12 protein-coding genes are annotated in these 19402 nt (G+C 59.7%); 1 reads left to right on the top strand and 11 read right to left on the bottom strand.

Annotated elements, in window-relative coordinates:
• Positions 1–67: 67 nt before the first annotated feature.
• The 11 genes from addA to JNB88_RS10720 all read right to left on the bottom strand — a co-directional run bounded on the left by addA (position 68) and on the right by JNB88_RS10720 (position 17321).
• Complete coding sequence (gene addA / locus JNB88_RS10770; RefSeq protein WP_220355467.1) at positions 68–3619, bottom strand: double-strand break repair helicase AddA; 3552 nt, start codon at positions 3617–3619, stop codon at positions 68–70.
• Entirely contained in the window at positions 3612–6806 is a 3195-nt protein-coding gene (gene addB, locus JNB88_RS10765; RefSeq protein ID WP_220355466.1) for a double-strand break repair protein AddB, read from the bottom strand. Before addB ends, addA begins: the two co-directional genes overlap by 8 nt.
• A gap of 3 nt (positions 6807–6809) precedes the next feature.
• Positions 6810–7541 (bottom strand): nucleotidyltransferase family protein, encoded by a 732-nt coding sequence (locus tag JNB88_RS10760; RefSeq protein WP_220355465.1) that lies wholly within the window; start codon positions 7539–7541, stop codon positions 6810–6812.
• A 13-nt stretch (positions 7542–7554) separates the two neighbouring features.
• The gene (tsaE, locus tag JNB88_RS10755) at positions 7555–9069 is read right to left on the bottom strand and encodes a tRNA (adenosine(37)-N6)-threonylcarbamoyltransferase complex ATPase subunit type 1 TsaE (protein WP_220355464.1); all 1515 of its coding nucleotides are present in this window, start codon (positions 9067–9069) and stop codon (positions 7555–7557) included.
• A complete protein-coding gene (locus JNB88_RS10750) occupies positions 9069–11651 on the bottom strand; it encodes a PAS domain-containing sensor histidine kinase (RefSeq protein ID WP_220355463.1) in 2583 nt (860 codons plus the stop codon). Before JNB88_RS10750 ends, tsaE begins: the two co-directional genes overlap by 1 nt.
• A 204-nt stretch (positions 11652–11855) precedes the next feature.
• Entirely contained in the window at positions 11856–13256 is a 1401-nt protein-coding gene (gene ahcY / locus JNB88_RS10745; protein WP_037131525.1) for an adenosylhomocysteinase, read from the bottom strand.
• 166 nt (positions 13257–13422) lie between these two features.
• Positions 13423–13698 (bottom strand): HPr family phosphocarrier protein, encoded by a 276-nt coding sequence (locus JNB88_RS10740; RefSeq protein ID WP_016556881.1) that lies wholly within the window; start codon positions 13696–13698, stop codon positions 13423–13425.
• A 16-nt stretch (positions 13699–13714) separates the two neighbouring features.
• Positions 13715–14116, bottom strand: coding sequence for a PTS sugar transporter subunit IIA (locus JNB88_RS10735; protein WP_220355462.1), 402 nt, complete (start codon positions 14114–14116; stop codon positions 13715–13717).
• Positions 14117–14270: 154 nt separating this feature from the next.
• Positions 14271–14723: an HPr kinase/phosphorylase gene (locus JNB88_RS10730; RefSeq protein ID WP_220355461.1), complete on the bottom strand. Its 453-nt coding sequence runs from the start codon at positions 14721–14723 to the stop codon at positions 14271–14273.
• A complete protein-coding gene (locus JNB88_RS10725; protein ID WP_037131512.1) occupies positions 14720–16510 on the bottom strand; it encodes a stimulus-sensing domain-containing protein in 1791 nt (596 codons plus the stop codon). Before JNB88_RS10725 ends, JNB88_RS10730 begins: the two co-directional genes overlap by 4 nt.
• Positions 16511–16589: 79 nt before the next feature.
• Complete coding sequence (locus JNB88_RS10720) at positions 16590–17321, bottom strand: response regulator transcription factor (protein ID WP_016556884.1); 732 nt, start codon at positions 17319–17321, stop codon at positions 16590–16592.
• Between the two features lie 343 nt (positions 17322–17664).
• Between JNB88_RS10720 and JNB88_RS10715 the strand changes: the two genes are divergently transcribed.
• The gene (locus JNB88_RS10715; RefSeq protein WP_220355460.1) at positions 17665–19275 is read left to right on the top strand and encodes a phosphoenolpyruvate carboxykinase; all 1611 of its coding nucleotides are present in this window, start codon (positions 17665–17667) and stop codon (positions 19273–19275) included.
• Positions 19276–19402 lie beyond the last annotated feature (127 nt).

Raw genomic sequence — 19402 nt, 5'->3', positions numbered from 1 at the left:
GCTCCTTTACGGATTCCTGTTGAAGCACATGTGAGCGTGCGGTGCGGGAATTTCAATGCCCGGTATTTCACTTTGTCTCGAGTTGCGCAAGCGCCGACGCCAAGGCATCCGGCGTCAGCGTGTGAACGGAACCGTTTTCCGTGTAGACCAGCACGCAATCGACGCGCTTGCCCGGATAGAGCGGCGCCAGGATCTCGCGATAGATGGCAAGCTGCGCCTTGTGGGCAAAAGGGATCGCCTCTGTCGTCTGTGGCGGGACGCGATTGGTCTTGTAGTCGAGCACGACGACGTGATCGTCGAAGACCGCCATTCTGTCGACGCGACCCGAGACTGCGTGGTCCACTTCGCCGATCGTCAGCGTGCCCATGACCGAGACTTCCGCTTGTGCATGGGTCGAGAACACGCCTTCCAGGCCCGGGTCACGCAATAGTTTCATAACCGAATCGACCAGTTGCTGTCGTTCGGATTCGGACCAGAACGATGCGGCTCGCTTGGCGTAACGCATGGCCGCATCCCCTTGCTCAAGACGCGGCACATCAGGCAGCGTCTGGAGCATGCGGTGGAGAAGCCGCCCCTTTTGCAGCGAGCGGTCCGGCTTTCCTTTCTCGGTAAAGAGCGGGGAAGCGACCAGCAGGTCGTCCGCACCATCATCGACGATCGTTCCGACGCCGGATGGGCTCAGCGGGCGAGGCAACTGCCTGCGTTGCGGCAACGGCCTGTCGAGACCGGCTGGGATAGAGTCCTGTCTCATGGTCTGTTCGACACGCTCGATCCGCTCAAAGCTTCGCGTGACCCGCGGAACTCGCCATTCGATGCCGGACCAGTTGCCGTCAGGACCGGAGAAAGTGGCTGCGGATACATGCGGATGGCTGTCCGTCATCGCCGCCGAAATCATCGCATGCCATGTATCGGTGTTGGGGCGGATGCCTCTGTATCCGCAAACGATCAAGCGATCGGCAGCGCGCGTCATCGCGACGTAGAGCAGCCTGCGGTATTCCTGCTCCGCCAGCGATTGAATGCGTGTCGCATCGGCCTGCGTGAGGGAGTTGCTGAGGTCGCCGAGCGGAACCCAGGCTGGCATGGGTGGTTCGCCATGTTCCTGCTCCAGCAGTCTGAGTTTCGGCATATGCGAGTGCGTGAAGGCCTTGGATCCGCCGTCGACAAGGAACACGATCGGGGCCTCGAGACCTTTCGATGCATGGACTGTCATGATCCGGACTTCGTTACGGCCCTTGTCCTGCTCGCGCTTCACCTCTGGTGCTTCGATCTCGAGCGTCGAAATGAAGGACTGCAGACCCGGTAGACCCGAGTTTTCGTGGTCGAGTGCGAACGTCAGGAATTCATCGAGGATATCGCTGACCTCAGTTCCAAGACGAGCAAGGAACTGTCGTCGCCCGCCATGGCATCCCAGGACGCGCGCATAGAAATCGTGAACCGGCAGGCTCTTCGATTCATCGAGGAAAAGCCTGAGACGCGCGACGGCCATTTCGAACCGCGCGCTGCCGTCGACGGCGAACTTCTGCATGTGCGCCCAGGCGCTCTCGCCGTCCGAACGAAGGGCAGCAACTGAAAATACGTCGTCTTCGTTCAGATCGAGAAGCGGGCTCTTCATGAGCGCCGCCAAGGAGAGGTCGTCCTCGGGCAACAAGAGGAAGCGGCCGAGAGCCACGAGGTCCTGCACGGCGATGTGGCTTGTCAGGCGAAGGCGGTCAGCACCGGCAACCGGTATGTCACCGCGTCGCTTCAGCGCACGTGTCAATGCGTTGACGAAGGCATCGCGCTTACGCACCAGGACCAGAATATCGCCGGCCTCGATCGGCCGCTCCCTGCCCTTCTCGACGATGGTCTCCTTGCTGACGAGATTGCCGATCGTGTGAGCAATGCGGCGCGCGAGAACGGATGCCGGCGCACTCTCTGGTGTGGCATCAAAAGGAGCCGTCCAATCTTCCGCCTTTGTGGCGACCTCGGGTGCGACCATCTCCCAAAGGTCGACGGCGCCGGGGTGTCCGATACGGTTGGAACGGTGAACCACAGGCTCGCCCGTAGCGCTAAGCCCACGGGCATTCTCGGCTGGCGTGAAGATATGGTCGACGGCGGCGAGGACATCGGAGGTTGATCGGAACGACAGCGGAAGCCGTACCGTGGAGAAGGCAAGCCCGCTCTGCGAGACGCGCCTGCGCGTCTGCTGGCTTTCCTCTGAGAAACGTTCAGGGCGGGCACCCTGGAACGAATAGATAGATTGCTTTTCGTCGCCAACGGCAAAGAGGGTTCGCACTGTATTGCGGGCGCTTTCGCCGGAAAAGAAGTCCGCGGCCAGTGACTGAATAACGCTCCATTGGATGGGGCTTGTGTCCTGCGCCTCGTCGACAAGGATATGGTCGATGCCCTGGTCAAGCTTGTAGTGGATCCACGGGCCAACATCGCTCTTGTTCAAGAGCTCGGCAGTCCGCGTTATCAGGTCCTCGAAATCGAGTTGGCTACGCTGCTTCTTGAGATCGTCGTAGTCCTTGTTTAGACGGTCTGCGAGAACGAGTGCCGCGCGCGTTGCCTCGTACATGCGCGCTGTTTTCAATCGATCCCGGCACTGCACGACATGCGTTCGCGCCCTTGCTACGGCCTCGATGAGCTCGGGTGCTTCGCTCAGCATCGCCTTCACCAAAAACTGCGAATCCGTCTTTGGTTCTCCTGTGCGGGTCAGGAAGATTGTCTCTAGCAGCGAAGCGCGCCGCGCGGAGTCGCGTTCGCGCGCCACCGTCCGCAAGCTAGCAGCAACATCGTGCGCCTTCGCACCTCCCTTGCGATCAGCGACGTCCAGATAAAGGTCAAACGCGCTGCCGCTCAGTCCAGGAAGCGGCCAATATTCTGTCGCGATTCCAGCTGTCGTGTCATTGCCCGAAAGCCGAAGCTTCTTGCGAAGCACAGCGTCGAGGCCACCTTTGCTTTCTGCTTCTCTCGTGAAGGCCCGAATTGCATTGCGATTGGCGATGATCTCTTCCAGCAGGTTTTCCAGTCCTGACTCATCGCCAAGATTTAGGACGTAGCTGAAGGCCTCCGCCAGTGCGGGGTCATCCTCCGGCGTGGTCGCAGTGAGTAGGGACCTGCGCGCATCCGCCAGAAGAGTTGCGGCTGCCCGATCGTCGAGCACGGAGAAGTGCCCGGCCACATTGGCCTCCAGTGGAAACTGATGCAGCAGCGCCTCGCAGAAGGCGTGGATGGTCTGGATCTTCAGGCCGCCCGGCGTCTCGAGCGCTTTCGCAAAAAGCCTCCTGGCTTCGGCACGCTTCAGCGCATCCGGCGCCTTGCCCTCGATCCGGGTAATACGCTCGTCAAGCTCGTCATCCGACAAAACAGCCCATTCAGCGAGCCGCTCAAAGACACGGTTCGACATTTCCGATGCCGCCGCCTTCGTGTAAGTCAGGCAGAGGATTGCTGAGGGCCGTGCTCCCGCAAGCAGCAGCCGAATGACCCGCTGCGTCAGGACGTGGGTTTTTCCTGAGCCGGCATTGGCCGAAACCCAGGCTGAGCGTTGCGGATCGGATGCGATCGATTGCTGGATGGTTGTCCAACTCGTCCAGGCGATCGGATCATCGTCCTCGGGCAATGTCGGTTCGTCATTCATCGCCAGCTGCCTCATCGGTTTCCGCCGCCGACCATTCGGAAACGCGGGCGAGGTGATCGTAGTCGCCACCGAAGTCGAACTGCTGTGCCGGCACGAGTCGCGAGGTGAAACCCTTTTCGCCCGACTGCAAAAGCGAGACGAATTTTACGAGTTGATCGATCGAGTCCGCGGCAAGATCCATGGCCGACTTCGCCTTGTCGGTCCGGGCCGAGGTCTCGTTGTTGACGGTATCGGCCCGGAAACGATCTCCTGGACGCAAACGCACATAGAGAAGATCCTGCGGAACGAGACTGCCGGCATCCCGGAAGGCGCCGGCGTGGAGCGCAGCCGCCTCCAGCGCCAGCTGAGGATCGAGCAGCGCACGAGCCTGAGCCGGCGAAGGATTGTGCCCGGTCTTGTAATCGATAATGTCGGCGGTGCCCATTCCCATGATGTCGATCCGGTCGGCGACGCCGCTCAGCCTGATATTGATGGTCTCCAACTCAACGCCGCCGCGCACCTCTGTCAGGGTTTTCCGAATACCCGGCTGTCGGCGCGCTTCCCAATCGAGAAACGCGCGGGCCACCTCCCGAAAGCGGGGACGCCAAACGGCATCGATGTGCGCGGGGAGCTGCTCAGTATCGAAGAGCTCGGTCAGAATGGTCTCCATCGACGCTTCTGCAGCCGGCGTTCCGGCAATGTGGCCTTCCCGCACGAAACGGTCGATGATCTTGTGATAGAGCGTTCCCCGTTCCGTAGCGCCAGGGTCCCGGTTGAATGGAGCGACGGGGTCGAGCCGCAGAACGCGCCGCGCATAGATCGCATAGGGGTCGCGGCGCAAGCGTCCGACCTCGCTGAAAGAGTATGATTTAGGCTGTATCTCTAGTGGTGGAGTTGGACTGGGGCGCTGTGTGGGTGCCTGGTGATCACCTTGGTCGATCAGGTTTGCCCAATGCACGAAGCTGTCGCCGCGGCCTTTGAGTTCGGCTTCGAAGTCCCTTCCGCCGAATGCAAGCAACCGCTGCAGCCAGCGCGACGCAACCGTTGGCGTCGAACCTTGTCGGAGCGCCCGTGAATAGATGAGGTGGCGCGTGCCATTGGCCATTTCAAAATCGTGAGCCAGCTGGCCGATCCGTCGCTCGGGCGGCTCCAGCCCAATCTCCGTTTTCATCGTGCGGGAAACGAAGGGGTTATTGGACGTTTGTCCCGGCCATGATCCTTCGTTCAACCCGCCCAGGATGAGAGTATCGACACTCTGTAGGCGTGCTTCCAACGTACCGAAGATGAAGAGGCGCGGATGGCTTAGTGCCCGCGGTTTCGCGGCTTGTCCCGCCAAGAGTGCTGCGACGATGTCGATCCACTGCGGACCGTCGGCGTCCATCTGCCCTTCGGTTTCGATGACTTCGCCGAGCATTGAAGCCAGCGTGTCACCAGCCTCGCCGGACCAGAGCCCGGCAAGGTCGCCACGCTCGTCGCCGGCGACTGCCTCCAGCGCGCGCCCGGTGCGTTGCGCCCAATCGGAAAGCGCAAAGCTGGTCGTCAGGCCGCGCTCTCTGGGCAGGCTGCGAACAAGCGCGGATGCAAGCGGTTCGGTTGCTTCCGCGACGCGGCGGGCAAGGTTACGCGCGCGGTCGACCGCGTCTGTAGGGAGCGCCTTGCGCCATTGCGGCGCGTGGCGATCCAGGGCTTGCTCGGACAACTGTTGCTCAAGAAGTGGTTCCAGTGCCGTAATGTCGACGTCGGCGACGCCACCCCGAAGCGCCAGCAGTTCGAGTGCCGTTGCCGCTTCGGCAAGCGCACCGTTCTCCAAGCCGAAGTGTGCCAGCGGGTGCTTGAGCAAGCCCACGATGGCGACGGGATCGCCTGGGCGAAGCGTAGCCTCGAGCAGCAATTGCAGCAATGTTCCCTGCGGTGTCGCAGAGAGCGGTGTGCCGGCGGAGTCGTCTGCGATGATACCGAAGCGAGACAGTTCAGTGGTCACGCGGCGCGCCAGATTTCGATCGGGGGTGATCAGTGCCGCTCGGCTCTCTCCGTCCTTGCCTGGGCGTTCAAGCGCTAAGCGGAGAGCGATGGCGATGGCCGTGGCTTCCTCTCGCTCATTGCCTGCCTCGATCAGCGAGACATCGGCGAATGCCGAGGACATGGCAGCGTCGGACAACCCTGCCTTCCACGCGCCCCAATCGCTGGTGGCTTCAGCCGGTGAGAGGGCGTGCGACAGGATTTCGTTGCGCCACCGCAATTCCTCAGTCGGCTCCGCAAGCAACAGAACGTCCTCGCGGGTCAGGTTCAGTCGCTTCAAAAGTTGCGCCAGACCGTACTGCGAATGGCTGCGGCTTGCCGGATCGGTGCGATGATCTTTCCGATCATCCGGCGCGACCATTCGCCAATGATCGTCCGGCATGCCGAGGTCGAGGCCCGGCAGTACGATAACGCCTTCGCGTAGATCGGCTACGGCCGCGATCAGGTCGGCGGTGGCTGGCACCGAGCCGGTCGATCCCGCAATGATAATGGGTCCCGTTGGCGGAATTGTCGCCAGGCGATTTGCTTCGGCGCGAAGGATAGCGTTGCGGTGCCTTGCCGGAGATGATTTTCCAAGCTCGTTCAACCGCTCCGGCCAGAAGGCGCTGGCGATTTGCAGAAACTCGGCTGTCAGCTGCCACCAGAGCGCATAGTCTTTTGCGTTCAGGTGGGACAGCTCGGTCCAATCGCGATCCTCAGTCTCGATGTCGTCAATCAATTCCGCAAGATTGCGCGCAAGCCAGATTGCATCTGCGGGGCTCGCAGGGGCGACAAGCGGTGAATCGGAGTGGATGCTGCGAACGATTTCCGGCAGTTTGTTTCGCCAGGCCAGAATGAGGCGAGCGAGTTCCAGCAGACGGGCAGTATTCGAGAGTGGCTGCGCCAGATCCAGTGCCGCCGGCACGGCTTCATCAAAATAGCCACTGTCGTCATCGGTTTCGCCAAGCGGACGGATGACCGGCAAGATTGCCGATCGCCCACCAAGAAGGTCAACGAACTCGGAACGGAGGACGCGTACGGCGCGTCTGGTCGGCAGATAGATGGTGACCTTTGCAAGTGACAGAGGATCGTCAGGGTCATACCGGAAACGCGAGGTCAGCCTGCCATCACAGAGGCTTTCCGCAAGGGTCTTAAGGAAAGGGAGTCCCGCGGCGATAGTCAGGATCCTTGGCCGGTGCTGCTCGGCCATCCGTCATGCAAACGTCCGGTAGCGCCGGATCGTTTCCTCCGCTTCGTCAATTGCCTCCGGCGTGCCGACCGTAAGCCAGTGTCCTTCGAGCACGGTACCGTAGAGCCGTCCTCGAGAGATCGCCTTGTCGAAATATAGGTTGAGGTTGAATGGATCGTCCGGCGCGTCATCGAGGAACGACGTGTCCATCGCAATGGCGCCGGCGTAAACGACGGGACCAGGCGCGGAATCCGCAAAGCGCGTCAAGCGTCCGTCGCCGGCCATGTTGAAGTCGTTCTTTCCATTATGTCCGGTCGTGTCTTCCAACCGCACGCAAAGCATCGCCATATCCATGCTTTGAGGTTGGAAGAATCCGGCTAAGCGTGTCAGGTTGCTTGGAACGCCGGGGCGTTCTGCGATCCAGAAGAGATCGGCATTCGTGACGAAAACCTTGCCTGGAGCAAGCAGCTTCAGGCCTTTGGCGAGGCCGCCGCCGTTGTTCATCAGCCTGTCTCGTTCGTCGGAGACAATGATTTCGAGGTTAGTGTACGAAGCCAGATGGGACAGCATCTGGTCGGCGTGGTGGTGAACATTGACCACCACTTTTTCCACACCGGCTTCGGCAAGCGAGTCCAGCGCGTAATCGATCATCGCCTTGCCGTCGATCTTCACGAGCGGCTTGGGGATGGTGTCGGTAATCGGTCGCATGCGGGTTCCGAGACCTGCAGCGAGAACCATGGCTTGTTTGATGCTCATTTGATCCGAGAAACTATGATTCGCTGGGTACTATTCCAGCCCTTACAAACCAGTCGCGCAAGGGGGCAAGCGTTTCGTGTGCCAAAGCTACGGAAAGATACGACAGCGTGCGCGGCATATGCTTCATATAGCCGGGCTTTCCGTCTCGCTGCATCAGGCGAACCCAGAGACCAGCAAGCTTGCAATTGCGTTGCGCCGACATGATTGCCCAGCTCTTCAGGAAGCGCGCCTCATCAAATCCACCCTGCGCTTGTCGCAGCGATAGATAATCGTCCATCAATTGCTGGAACAGATCCGGCGCGATGGTGACGCGCGCGTCCTGGGCCAGCGAAGCGAGATCATAGGCGGTGGGGCCGATCATCGCATCCTGAAAATCGATCAGTCCGACTCGAGCAATGCCGGTCTCATTCTCTCGCCAGATAATGTTCGGCGAATGAAAGTCACGAAGGAGAAGGTTCCTTTCGGATGTTTCCAATTCGTCGATCAGCTTGTCCCAGATGGCGAGGTATTCATGACGCTCTTCATCGCTGGCAGCATTGCCTCCACGCCTCCAGGGCAAATGCCAGTCGAGAACGAGGCGCACTTCCATCTTCATAGCCGTGCGGTCGAAATCCGGGATGTGGTGGACATGGCTATCCGTGACACGGATGTCCTGTGGGATCGTTAGCGAGTGGAGATGCGCCAGGCACGCGACGCTCGCCCGGTAACGGTCGGCGATAGGTTGACCTTGTGCGTCGAGAACGCCTTCGGTGCCAAGATCCTCCAAAAGCAGAATGCCTTGGTCGTAGTCGACCTTGTAGACCTCTGGTGCGGCAAAGCCGCCTTGTCGAAGCACATTCGCAACAGCGACGAACGGATAGGCATTTTCGGCGATATGCGCGACCTTCGGATATGGTTTGCCATCCAGCACTGGCGGCCCTTCAGGCAGGGGCGGCCAATCCATCAACACGCGTCGCTTCCCGCCTCCGGCATAGATGGCTTCGTAGGCTCGAAGCGAGGCGTCGCCTGTCAGGAAACGACGTTTCGCAAGGGGATAGCCCGCTGCATCCAGGAAATCGCGGATCGCCAAGACGCGACGGATTCGGGCAGCTTGCTTGTCCGGTGCCACAATGGTCAGCCGTCGACCTGAACCCTCGTGCTCGAGCCTGAGCGCGATCCGGTCGACTGGCAGTTCGTCGGCAGCCATCTCAGGCCACTCCACGAGGCAGATGCCGTCTTGGAGCGCCTCATCGAAGCCGAGTTCAGTCAGTTCGGCCGGATCGCTCAGACGGTAGAGATCGAAGTGCGCGACGGGCATGCGCAAGTCATAGGCCTGCACCAGGGTGAAGGTGGGACTTGGTACCTCAAGCTCGTCGTCATCCGCCATCGCCCGCAGGAATGCGCGGGCAAGTGACGATTTCCCGGCGCCGAGGTCGCCCGAAAGGGCAAGGCAGTCTCCTGGCTTCAACGCCAGCGCCAGATCCTCCCCGAAGCGGATTGTTTCCGCTTCATCCTTCAGGGAGAGGGAAATGACAGGAAACCCCGCCATCATTCGGCTGCGACAGATGTCGGGAGATCGATCGAAGGAATCCGGCAGGTCACGATCGTGCCCTTGCCCGGCTGACTGTCAATTGTGACTGTCCCGTGGTGAAGACTGACGAAGCTGTCAACGATCGAGAGCCCAAGTCCTGCGCCACCTCTCTTGCCGCTTTTCGCACCTGTGGCGAAGCGGTCAAACACATTGGCGATCATATCCTGCGAGATGCCGGGGCCCCGATCACTGACGGAGAAGACAAAGTCCGTCCCCTCGCGCTGGCATTCGAGCGAGATCGATGATCCCTCCGGAGAGAAGTTGGCAGCATTCGAAAGCAGCTTCACGAGGATCTGCTTTAGCCTTTGCGGGTCGGCTACAATCGAGCCAAGGTGTGCCGGAGCGGTAATTGCCAGCGTCACGCCACTTTCTTGTAGCCTGTCGGCAATCTGCATCGATACGTCGTCAAGCAGGTCGCCGAGATCGATCGATGAGTAGTTCAAGTGCATGATGCCGGCATCGACCGTGGCAAGGTCGAGGATATCGTTGACCAGTGTCAGCAAAACGGACGAAGAGGTCGAGATGTGATCGATGTATTCCGCCTGCCGGTCGTTCAGCGGTCCGAGTCCCGGCGTACGCAGCAGATCAGTAAAGCCGATGATGTTGGTGAGCGGAGAACGCAGCTCATAGGAAACATGCTGGACGAAGTCGTTTTTGAGTTCGTCTGCCTTGCGCAGCGCCTCGTTCTTTTCCGTCAGGGCGCGCTCGGCACGGACGCTGTCGGTCATATTGACGAATGTCAGCATCGTCTGGGCATTGGGCAGCGGAATCACGGCATAGTCTAGCACGAGACCGGAAAACAGCTCGAGCGTTCCCTGACTGGAGCGGCGCTCATCGTCGAAGCTGGTGATCAACTCGGCGAAGGTCTTCCATCCGTCCGGGCGATCATATGACTGGGAGCATGCCTCGCCAAGGGCGCGGATATGCGTGCCGGATTTCGCTTCGGCCTCCGTAATTCCCCACAGTGCGCGGAAGGCGGGATTCGAGAGGCGAATGCGGCCGTCAGGCCCGAAGACGGCAACGCCTTCGGAGAGGTGATCGATCGTTTCGCCCTGCACCTTTAGGAGCGTGTTGTAGCGAGTCTCGAGGTCGACCTGTTCGGTCAGGTTCTCGAACACCCAGGTTGCGCCTCCTTGCGGATGCGCCGTTGCGAAGACTCGCAGCGTCTGGCCGTTCGGCAAGTGCCAGAGGTCGGACTGGGTATCGAGCGCGCGGTAGACCGAGAGCGCTGTCTCCTTCCAGGATTTCCAGTTCAACTGATCGGGCAACTTCTTTGCAGCGCGCAAACGCTCCAGCAGTTCGGCATTGTCCGGTCGGCTTTCAAGGAAAGCGATATCGAGCTCCCAGAGGGAGACAAACGCCTGATTGTAGAACTGTAGCCTGCGGTCGCCATCGAAGATCGCCACCGGGGTCGCAAGATGATCGAGTGTCTCGGCGTGGCTTTTCAGCGTCCGTTCCAGCTCTGCGCGAACAGCTTCAATGCCTGAAACATCGACGGCTATGCCGGCGGAACCACTCGGGACTTTTACATCGACAACATCGAAGAAGGTGCGGTTGCCGCGTACGACAGTCGAGATCTTGTCATGAAAGGGTGACTCGGGAGTGGCGGTGGCGCGGATGCGTTCGCGAGCGACTGTGGTCAGGAATTCCCGGCCTTCATCAATCGCTTGCTTCGGCGTGGCTGCTTCGACAGCTTCGCCATAGGCATGATTGACCCAAGTCAGCCGACCTTCGGTATCACGCTGCCATACAGGAAGATCGATCGCATCGAGCATGCTCTGAAACGCCGAGATCGAAGAGAGCAGCCTGTCGCGCTCGATCTTGAGCTCGGCAAGCTCGGCTCGAAGATTGTTCAGCGCCACGAAGCGGACGAATGCGCGGCCGCCGGAAACCCGGCCCTGTGCTTCGAGTATTTCCTCGCGGTGTGTTTCAACAACCATGTCGAAGCTGTGGGCCGACCCGCGCAGGCGGTCGATCGCGCGCTCGAGTTCGGATGCCGAGCGTGACTTGAGCCACAGGCCGAAGGCAAGGAATTCGCTGTCCTGCGGCGCACCGGTCTCCGCCGGCAGCTGACCGATGAGCTCGGGGCGCTCATTGCCATCCCAGATGACGATCCGGCGATTCTTGTCCGCAATCAGCGCCTGATACTGCGAGATGCGCTGTTGCGCGTCAGAGAGCGCCGAGCGGATTTCACGGCTCTCGCTTTCGAGGTTGCCGCGCTGGCGAACGACCCAGAGAGTTGAGAGCAATGCGGCGGAGATGACGCCGATAACGACGGAAAGGCTGACAACCTGCGACGATGTGAAGAGATGCGCCGACGCCACGGCCTCGGCTTCGACCTGCGCGAAAACCGGCGGCGCAATCGATGCGATCGCAGTGCCAGCAGCAAAGATGCGCGCCACACGAGCCAAAATTCCTGGCTTCTCGGCGGCAACTTTTGATCTGCCGACAGGTTTCCGTTCGCCTGAATGGAGCGGGCAGGAGTCAGCGTAAGCGCCGTCCTCCGCCTGTTCGACCAGGCTGTGCATCATTTCCGACATGCGCGGTATGTCTCCGTCCTTTAATGTGCCGCATCACGACAAGACATCCCATTTTCGAAGCAAACGGACACGTCCGTGGCCACGAATCGAGTGTTAAAACAATACTTCGGAAGGGAATCGGCGGAAAGGTGTGTGCCAAAAAATAAGGGCGCCACATTTGTCAATGTGGCGCCCCTCTAGATGTTGTGGATATTGATTTAGCGATCAATATCTATAGTGGTCCGCCTTGTACGGGCCTTGCGGTGTAACGCCGATATAGGCTGCCTGTTCTGCCGAAAGCTGCGTCAGCTTCACGCCGAGCTTGTCGAGATGCAGGCGTGCAACCTTTTCGTCGAGGTGCTTCGGCAGGATGTAGACCTGATTCTGGTACTGGCCGGGCTTGGTAAAGAGCTCGATCTGCGCCAACGTCTGGTTGGTGAACGAGGCAGACATGACGAAGGACGGATGGCCCGTCGCATTGCCGAGGTTGAGCAGGCGGCCTTCCGAGAGAAGGATGATGCGGTTGCCCTTCGGGAACTCGATCAGGTCGACCTGCGGCTTAATGTTGGTCCACTTCAGGTTACGCAGCGCCGCAACTTCGATCTCGTTGTCGAAGTGGCCGATGTTGCCGACGATCGCCATATCCTTCATCTGACGCATGTGGTCGATGCGGATGACGTCCTTGTTGCCCGTTGTGGTGATGAAGATATCAGCCGAAGACACGACGTCCTCGAGGGTGACGACTTCAAAACCGTCCATCGCTGCCTGGAGCGCGCAGATCGGGTCGACTTCGGTTACCTTGACGCGGGCGCCTGCGCCCTGCAGCGAAGCGGCCGAGCCCTTGCCAACGTCACCATATCCGCAAACGACGGCGACCTTGCCGGCCATCATTACGTCGGTGCCGCGGCGGATGCCGTCGACCAGCGATTCCTTGCAGCCGTACTTGTTGTCGAACTTCGACTTGGTCACCGAGTCGTTGACGTTGATCGCCGGGAAGGGCAGGAGGCCCTTCTGGCTCAGCTGGTACAGGCGGTTGACGCCCGTCGTGGTTTCTTCAGTTACACCCTTGATGGCATCACGCTGCTTCGTGAACCAGCCCGGCGATGCGGCCAGACGCTTCTTTATCTGTGCGAAGAGAATTTCTTCTTCTTCGGAATGTGGGTTGGACAGCACGTCCTCGCCGGCTTCAGCGCGCGCGCCGAGGAGGATGTACATCGTGGCGTCGCCACCATCATCGAGGATCATGTTGGAGAGGCCGCCATCGGCCCACTGGAAGATCTTGTCGGTGTAAACCCAGTAGTCTTCCAACGACTCGCCCTTGATGGCGAAAACCGGAACGCCGGCAGCGGCGATTGCGGCTGCGGCATGATCCTGCGTCGAGAAGATGTTGCACGAAGCCCAGCGAACTTCGGCACCAAGGGCGACGAGCGTTTCGATGAGTACGGCCGTCTGGATGGTCATGTGCAGCGAGCCGGTGATGCGTGCGCCCTTCAGCGGCTTTGCTTCGCCGAATTCGGCGCGGCAGGCCATCAGGCCCGGCATCTCGGTTTCTGCGATCGTGATTTCCTTGCGGCCAAAGTCCGCGAGGCCGATGTCGGCGACGACATAATCTTTTTCAGTGCTCATTGGGTTCTCCAGGCTGAAAAGCGGCTCAAACTCGAAAGCGCATGTGCATGCGCCGGATAGCGTCCACGCGGCTTGCGCGGCTATGGTGGCCGTTTAGCAGGCTTCTATGACGAAGGCAATAATGATATAAAGAAGTCTTTATATGTTTATATGAGCCGCAATGGGCTCACATTTCTTCGCCGAACCGGTTCTGGATCAGCTCGTCGAGCGCGTCGAGCGCCTGTGCGGCCTGGTTGCCGCTGGCCGAAATAAGCACGCTGGAGCCAGGGCTTGCCGCCAGCATCATCAGTCCCATGATCGATGTCCCGCCAACCGTCATCCCGTCTTTCGAAACGGTGATCGCGGCATCGAAATTCTCGACCAGCTGAACGAATTTGGCAGAAGCACGAGCGTGCAGGCCGCGCTTGTTGATGATCAGAATTTCTCGGGAGAGTGCCGTCATGGGCGCGGTGTGCTCACTATTTGCCACTGAGGACGCGGCTCGCGACGTTGATATACTTCCGTCCGGCTTCGGAAGCCTCGACGAGTGCCTTTTCCATATTGTTTTCGCCGCGCACGCCCGCAAGCTTGATCAGCATCGGCAAGTTCATGCCGGCGATGACTTCGGTGTGGCCGCTGCTCATGACGGATATTGCCAGGTTGGAGGGGGTTCCACCGAACATGTCGGTGAGGATGATGACCCCATGGCCGTCGTCTGCGAGGGATACTGCTTCCAGAATATCTTGCCGCCGCTGATCCATGTCGTCTTCGGGACCGATACAGACCGTTTCGATGAATTTCTGAGGACCGACGACGTGTTCGACCGCATGACGAAACTCTTCAGCCAGCTTGCCATGAGTGACAAGCACAAGTCCGATCATGATATTACTGCTCCTAGTGGCGTATGCAAAACGGTGGGCCCAATATCGCAATGCAGCAATCGCGTCCACCGTGGGGGCACATCTTGGCGATGAAAAGCCGAAGTGCAAGACAAAAATACGACTTTATGGGCCGGATTTGCTGATTTCGCGGGCATTATTGTCCGATATCCGGCGCTTTTGCAGTCAGTACCGCAAGGGGCATGGGAGTGTTAGCCAGCAACCGAATGACCGGCAGATCGAGGCTCCCGGCGACAAACGTCCGCTCGCTTTCTGGCGGGAGCCTTTGTTCGCCTGATGCGCTTCCCGGAAGGATGGCATAGTGCATCACGGCGCTTGCCGCATGCGGGAGTTGGACGATGCCGGTACCCCGTAACTCGATGAGACCGGCAATCGAGGGAGGACACGTCGCGAGCACCGCTCCGTTCTGCCCGGAAATCAGCACTTGATCATCGGCAACAAGCGTCGATGAAATGCCCATGCGCTGTGCTTCGGTCAGGCAGGCAAAGGCCAACATTGACTTCCCCCATCCTGAGGGCCCCATGAAAAGGAGGCCGGTCCTGCCGACAACGATTGCTGTTGCGTGGATGTTCGAAGGTGTATCCGTCATACGTTCGTATCAGCGGGAAGGGCCAGGATGAAGCGCGCTCCGAGGAGCTTTTCAGTCTCAGGATCGATGATGTTTTCCGCCCGCAGCGAACCGCCGTGTGCCTCGGCGATCTGACGGCTGATTGACAGACCGAGGCCCGAATTCTGCCCGAAGCCTTCGGATTCCGGACGGTCAGTATAGAAACGCTCGAAGATGCGATCGATATTCTCGACGAGGATGCCGGGACCGTTGTCCTCGACGTAGACGATACAGCGGGAGCGGGTCCTGACCAGCCGCACGGTGATCTTGCCGTCGTGCTCCGGAACGAAAGAGCGGGCATTCTCGATCAGGTTTGTGACAATTTGGCCGATGCGCAGGTCGTGTCCGTTGACGGCAAACCGCGTCTTTACGCCGGGCTTGCGTTCGATCGCGAATTCGATCTGCACTTCCTTCTTCTTGTTGCGGATCTGGCGCGACACGTCGATGAGGTCGCGGAGCAGGATTTCGAGGTCGACAGAGCCCGCATCGACGCGTGCAAGCTCGGCATCAAGACGTGAGGCATCGGAAATATCGCTGATCAGCCGGTCCAGCCGGCGAACGTCATGCTGGATAACATCGAGCAAGCGCTTCTTGGATTCATCCGTCTTGGCGAGGGGCAGTGTTTCGACTGCACTGCGCAGCGACGTAAGCGGGTTCTTCAACTCATGACTGACATCGGCCGCAAAGCTCTCGATCGCGTCGATGCGATCATAGAGTGCGGTTGTCATTTCGCGCAACGCAATGGAAAGGTTACCAATTTCGTCCTGACGAGCGGAGAAGTCCGGGATTTCTTCGCGCTCCTTTGCGCCGCGGCGCACGCGGATGGCGGCGGCGGATAGACGTCGCAGAGGATTGGCGATTGTCGAGGATAAAACGAGCGACAGCAGAACGTTGACAAGTGTCGCCACCCCGAAAACGCGCATGATGCCCAACCGCTCGGCGTGGACGATGTTGTCGATGTCGCCCGCCTGCGTTGATAGCAGGAGCACGCCGAGGACAGCGCGGAAGCGCTGGATCGGAACGGCAACGGAAACGATCAGTTCACCCTTTTCGGTCGTACGGACCACTGCACCACGCACGCCGGTCAGGGCGTTCATGACCTCCGGATAGATGGAGCCGTCGCCGCCCGGTGCTTCCTTGTAGAGCGGCAGGTTTCCAGGTTGCAGGACCTTGTTGAAGATCGTCGTGAACCACTGGCTCCAGGTCTGCTCTTCGTCATCGACCGGCGGCAGATCGAAACGCAAGACCTGGCCGCGTGAATAGAGGTGGCGGGAGTCGAGCAGCAGATTGGCGTCGGCGTCAAAAATACGCGCGCGGGTTCTGGTCGGTGAAATCAGGCGTCGCAGAACCGGAGCGACTTTTTCGGGGTCGATCGGGAACTCAAGATCCTCGTCGTTCGGGACCGGTGTGATGCTTTGGCCGGCTTGCAGTTCGAGCAGTTTTTCCGGATCGATGGTAATCGAGTTGGTATCAACAGACGCAGAAGCCGAGACTGCACCTGCGATGATTTCACCCTGCGTGAGCAGGCTTTCGACGCGGGCGTCGATCAGCCCCTCGCGGAACTGATTGAGATAGAGAATGCCGCCGACAAGAACGACGAGTGCGGCGAGATTGAAAAACAGGATCCGGCGCGTCAGGCTTGAAAAGACGGCGTTGCCGAAGATGCGGCGGATGATCGTGAAGGGGTGCGACCAACGTCGTCCCCTGACGCGGCGGCTGCTCACGCCTTCCGCCTCATCCAGATCTCTTTCCTGCACCAACTGTGCCAACCACAGGCCCTTTCGGAGAGCGGAACGCTTTCGCGATCAGCAGCTCTCTACAATTCTCAGATGCCGCGCCGCTTTGGCGTCAGGCTGCTTCGCGGAAGCGGTACCCCACTCCGTAGAGCGTTTCAATCATATCAAAGTCGGTATCGACCATCTTGAATTTCTTGCGAAGCCGCTTGATGTGGCTGTCGATGGTCCGGTCGTCGACATAAACCTGCTCATCATAAGCAGCGTCCATCAGGGCGTCACGGCTCTTGACGACACCCGGACGTTGGGCCAGCGAATGCAGGATTAGGAATTCGGTCACCGTCAACGTCACGGGCTCGCCCTTCCACGTGCAGGTGTGGCGCTCCTGGTCCATGACCAACTGACCGCGCTCCAGCGAGCGGGCGAGCTGCTGAGCGGTGCCCGGCTTTGGTGCAGCACCACCGGCTGCGGCGGCGGCTTCGCGGCTCGATGCGCGGCGCAACACTGCGCGCACGCGCTCGACCAGCAGGCGCTGCGAGAACGGCTTGGTTATGAAGTCGTCGGCACCCATCTTCAGGCCGAACAGCTCATCGATCTCCTCGTCCTTTGATGTGAGGAAGATAACCGGGATGTCGGATTTCTGTCGCAGGCGACGCAAGAGTTCCATCCCGTCCATGCGCGGCATCTTGATGTCGAAGATGGCAAGCTGCGGCGGGCGGGCGAGAAGACCGTCGAGGGCCGAGGCGCCATCCGTATAAGTCTCGACCTTATATCCTTCTGCCTCAAGTGCAATCGATACCGAGGTGAGGATGTTGCGGTCGTCATCAACGAGCGCGATTGTCGGCATGGTATTCGTCTCCGTCATCTATGCGCGTCTCCAGGATTTTTGAAGGTCCCCCAGGCGGCCTCTCTGAACCGGATGCGCTTATGGGGGATAAAGGTGGAACAAATTGTGGCAAAGATAAAGGGCGGGATTGTTGCAAAGTTTTGATGGCAACCAAAGATTGCATGTGGTGTTTACGCAGCGATTCGGAATTCAAACGATTTAAAATAAGGCGCCGAAATTTAAATCGATTAATAGTTTGATATTGCTACATTTTATCGACTTTTCTCTATTGCGTTTTAAAAAGACCACCCGTACGCTCATCCTCAGTTCTTAACGGCGCAAGCCTCAGGGAAGGGAAAAGACCATGGAGCTGTTCGGAGTCCACAACCCGGCGATAGAGCTGGCGACGATCGGTTTGGGGAGCGCAAACAGCGTTCGCTACAACTTCGATGCCGCCTCCCTCTATGAAGAATCGATTCGCCGGGGTGAGGCTCAGCTGACTGCTCATGGTGCCTTGCGCGCCTTGACCGGCCAGCACACTGGCCGCTCGCCGCGGGACAAGTTCGTCGTGCGTGATGCCAACACCGACGATCAGATCTGGTGGGATAACAACAAGCCGATGTCGCCGGAGCACTTTGCGCTCCTGAAAAAGGACATGCTCGCCCATGCCGCAGGCAAGGACCTGTTCGTTCAGGATCTTGTTGGTGGTGCCGATGAGAACAATGCGTTGCCGACGCGCGTTGTCACCGAGCTTGCCTGGCATTCGCTCTTCATTCGCAACCTGCTGATCCGTCCGGAACGGGCCGCGCTCGACACCTTCGCTCCGAAGCTGACGATCATCAACCTACCGACCTTCAAGGCTGATCCGGAGCGCTACAGCTGCCGCACGGAAACGGTCATTGCCTGCGACCTGACGAACGGCGAAGTGCTGATTGCCGGCACCTTCTACGCCGGCGAGATGAAGAAGTCGGTCTTTACCGTGCTGAATTACCTGCTTCCTGCGAAGGGTGTCATGCCGATGCACTGCTCGGCCAATGTCGGCCCTGATGGTGATGCGGCGGTCTTCTTCGGCCTTTCGGGCACAGGCAAGACGACGCTTTCGGCCGATCCGGCCCGCACGCTGATCGGCGATGACGAGCACGGCTGGGGCGAGGACGGCATCTTCAACTTCGAAGGCGGCTGCTACGCCAAGACCATCCGCCTGTCGGCAGAAGCCGAGCCGGAAATCTACGCCACGACGCAGCGCTTCGGCACCGTTCTCGAAAACGTCGTCCTGAACGATCAGCGCGAGCCTGACTTCAACGATGGCTCGCTGACGGAAAACACGCGTTGCGCCTACCCGCTGGACTTCATCCCGAACGCCTCGAAGACCGGTCTTGCCAGCCACCCGAAGACGATCATCATGCTGACAGCGGATGCTTTTGGCGTCATGCCGCCGATCGCCAAGCTGACGCCGGACCAGGCCATGTACCACTTCCTGTCCGGCTACACCGCCAAGGTGGCAGGCACCGAGCGCGGCGTAACCGAGCCGGAAGCAACCTTCTCGACCTGCTTCGGTGCGCCCTTCATGCCGCGGCATCCGTCGGAATACGGCAATCTCCTGAAGGACCTTATCGGCCGTCACGGTGTCGAGTGCTGGCTTGTCAACACCGGCTGGACCGGCGGTGCTTACGGCACCGGCAAGCGCATGCCGATCAAGGCAACCCGAACGCTGCTCGCCGCAGCGCTCTCGGGTGATCTCGGCAAGGCGGATTTCCGCGTCGACCCGAACTTCGGCTTCGCGGTTCCGGTCACCGTGCCCGGCGTTGACACGACCATCCTTGATCCGCGTTCGACGTGGCAGGATCCGGTTGCCTATGACGCACAGGCAAGCAAGCTTGTGGCGATGTTCATCGAGAATTTCGCGAAGTTCGAGAGCCACGTCGACGGCGGGGTGCGCGATGCGGCCCCGGGGTTTCGCGTCGCAGCCGAGTAAATCAGCGACAACTGATTGATGATTCACGTGAAACCCGGCGGTCTCCGCCGGGTTTCTTTGTCTGTTCCCAAGGGGCAGCCGATGTGAGATAGAAATCGCATGGCCAGCGACCCGCTCTATATCAATG

The organism is Rhizobium cauense (genome assembly GCF_019511525.1).
Taxonomy (GTDB): Bacteria; Pseudomonadota; Alphaproteobacteria; order Rhizobiales; family Rhizobiaceae; genus Rhizobium; species Rhizobium cauense.
Note: the sequence above shows the minus strand (reverse complement) of the source record. Positions and strands in the feature narration are given on the sequence as shown.

Excerpts from the sequence above, each read along its gene's own strand:
- addA (WP_220355467.1), bottom strand. The coding sequence starts at position 3,619 with ATGAATGACGAACCGACATTGCCCGAGGACGATGATCCGATCGCCTGG.
- addB (WP_220355466.1), bottom strand. The coding sequence starts at position 6,806 with ATGGCCGAGCAGCACCGGCCAAGGATCCTGACTATCGCCGCGGGACTC.
- JNB88_RS10760 (WP_220355465.1), bottom strand. The coding sequence starts at position 7,541 with ATGAGCATCAAACAAGCCATGGTTCTCGCTGCAGGTCTCGGAACCCGC.
- tsaE (WP_220355464.1), bottom strand. The coding sequence starts at position 9,069 with ATGGCGGGGTTTCCTGTCATTTCCCTCTCCCTGAAGGATGAAGCGGAA.
- JNB88_RS10750 (WP_220355463.1), bottom strand. The coding sequence starts at position 11,651 with ATGTCGGAAATGATGCACAGCCTGGTCGAACAGGCGGAGGACGGCGCT.
- ahcY (WP_037131525.1), bottom strand. The coding sequence starts at position 13,256 with ATGAGCACTGAAAAAGATTATGTCGTCGCCGACATCGGCCTCGCGGAC.
- JNB88_RS10740 (WP_016556881.1), bottom strand. The coding sequence starts at position 13,698 with ATGACGGCACTCTCCCGAGAAATTCTGATCATCAACAAGCGCGGCCTG.
- JNB88_RS10735 (WP_220355462.1), bottom strand. The coding sequence starts at position 14,116 with ATGATCGGACTTGTGCTTGTCACTCATGGCAAGCTGGCTGAAGAGTTT.
- JNB88_RS10730 (WP_220355461.1), bottom strand. The coding sequence starts at position 14,723 with ATGACGGATACACCTTCGAACATCCACGCAACAGCAATCGTTGTCGGC.
- JNB88_RS10720 (WP_016556884.1), bottom strand. The coding sequence starts at position 17,321 with ATGCCGACAATCGCGCTCGTTGATGACGACCGCAACATCCTCACCTCG.
- JNB88_RS10715 (WP_220355460.1), top strand. The coding sequence starts at position 17,665 with ATGGAGCTGTTCGGAGTCCACAACCCGGCGATAGAGCTGGCGACGATC.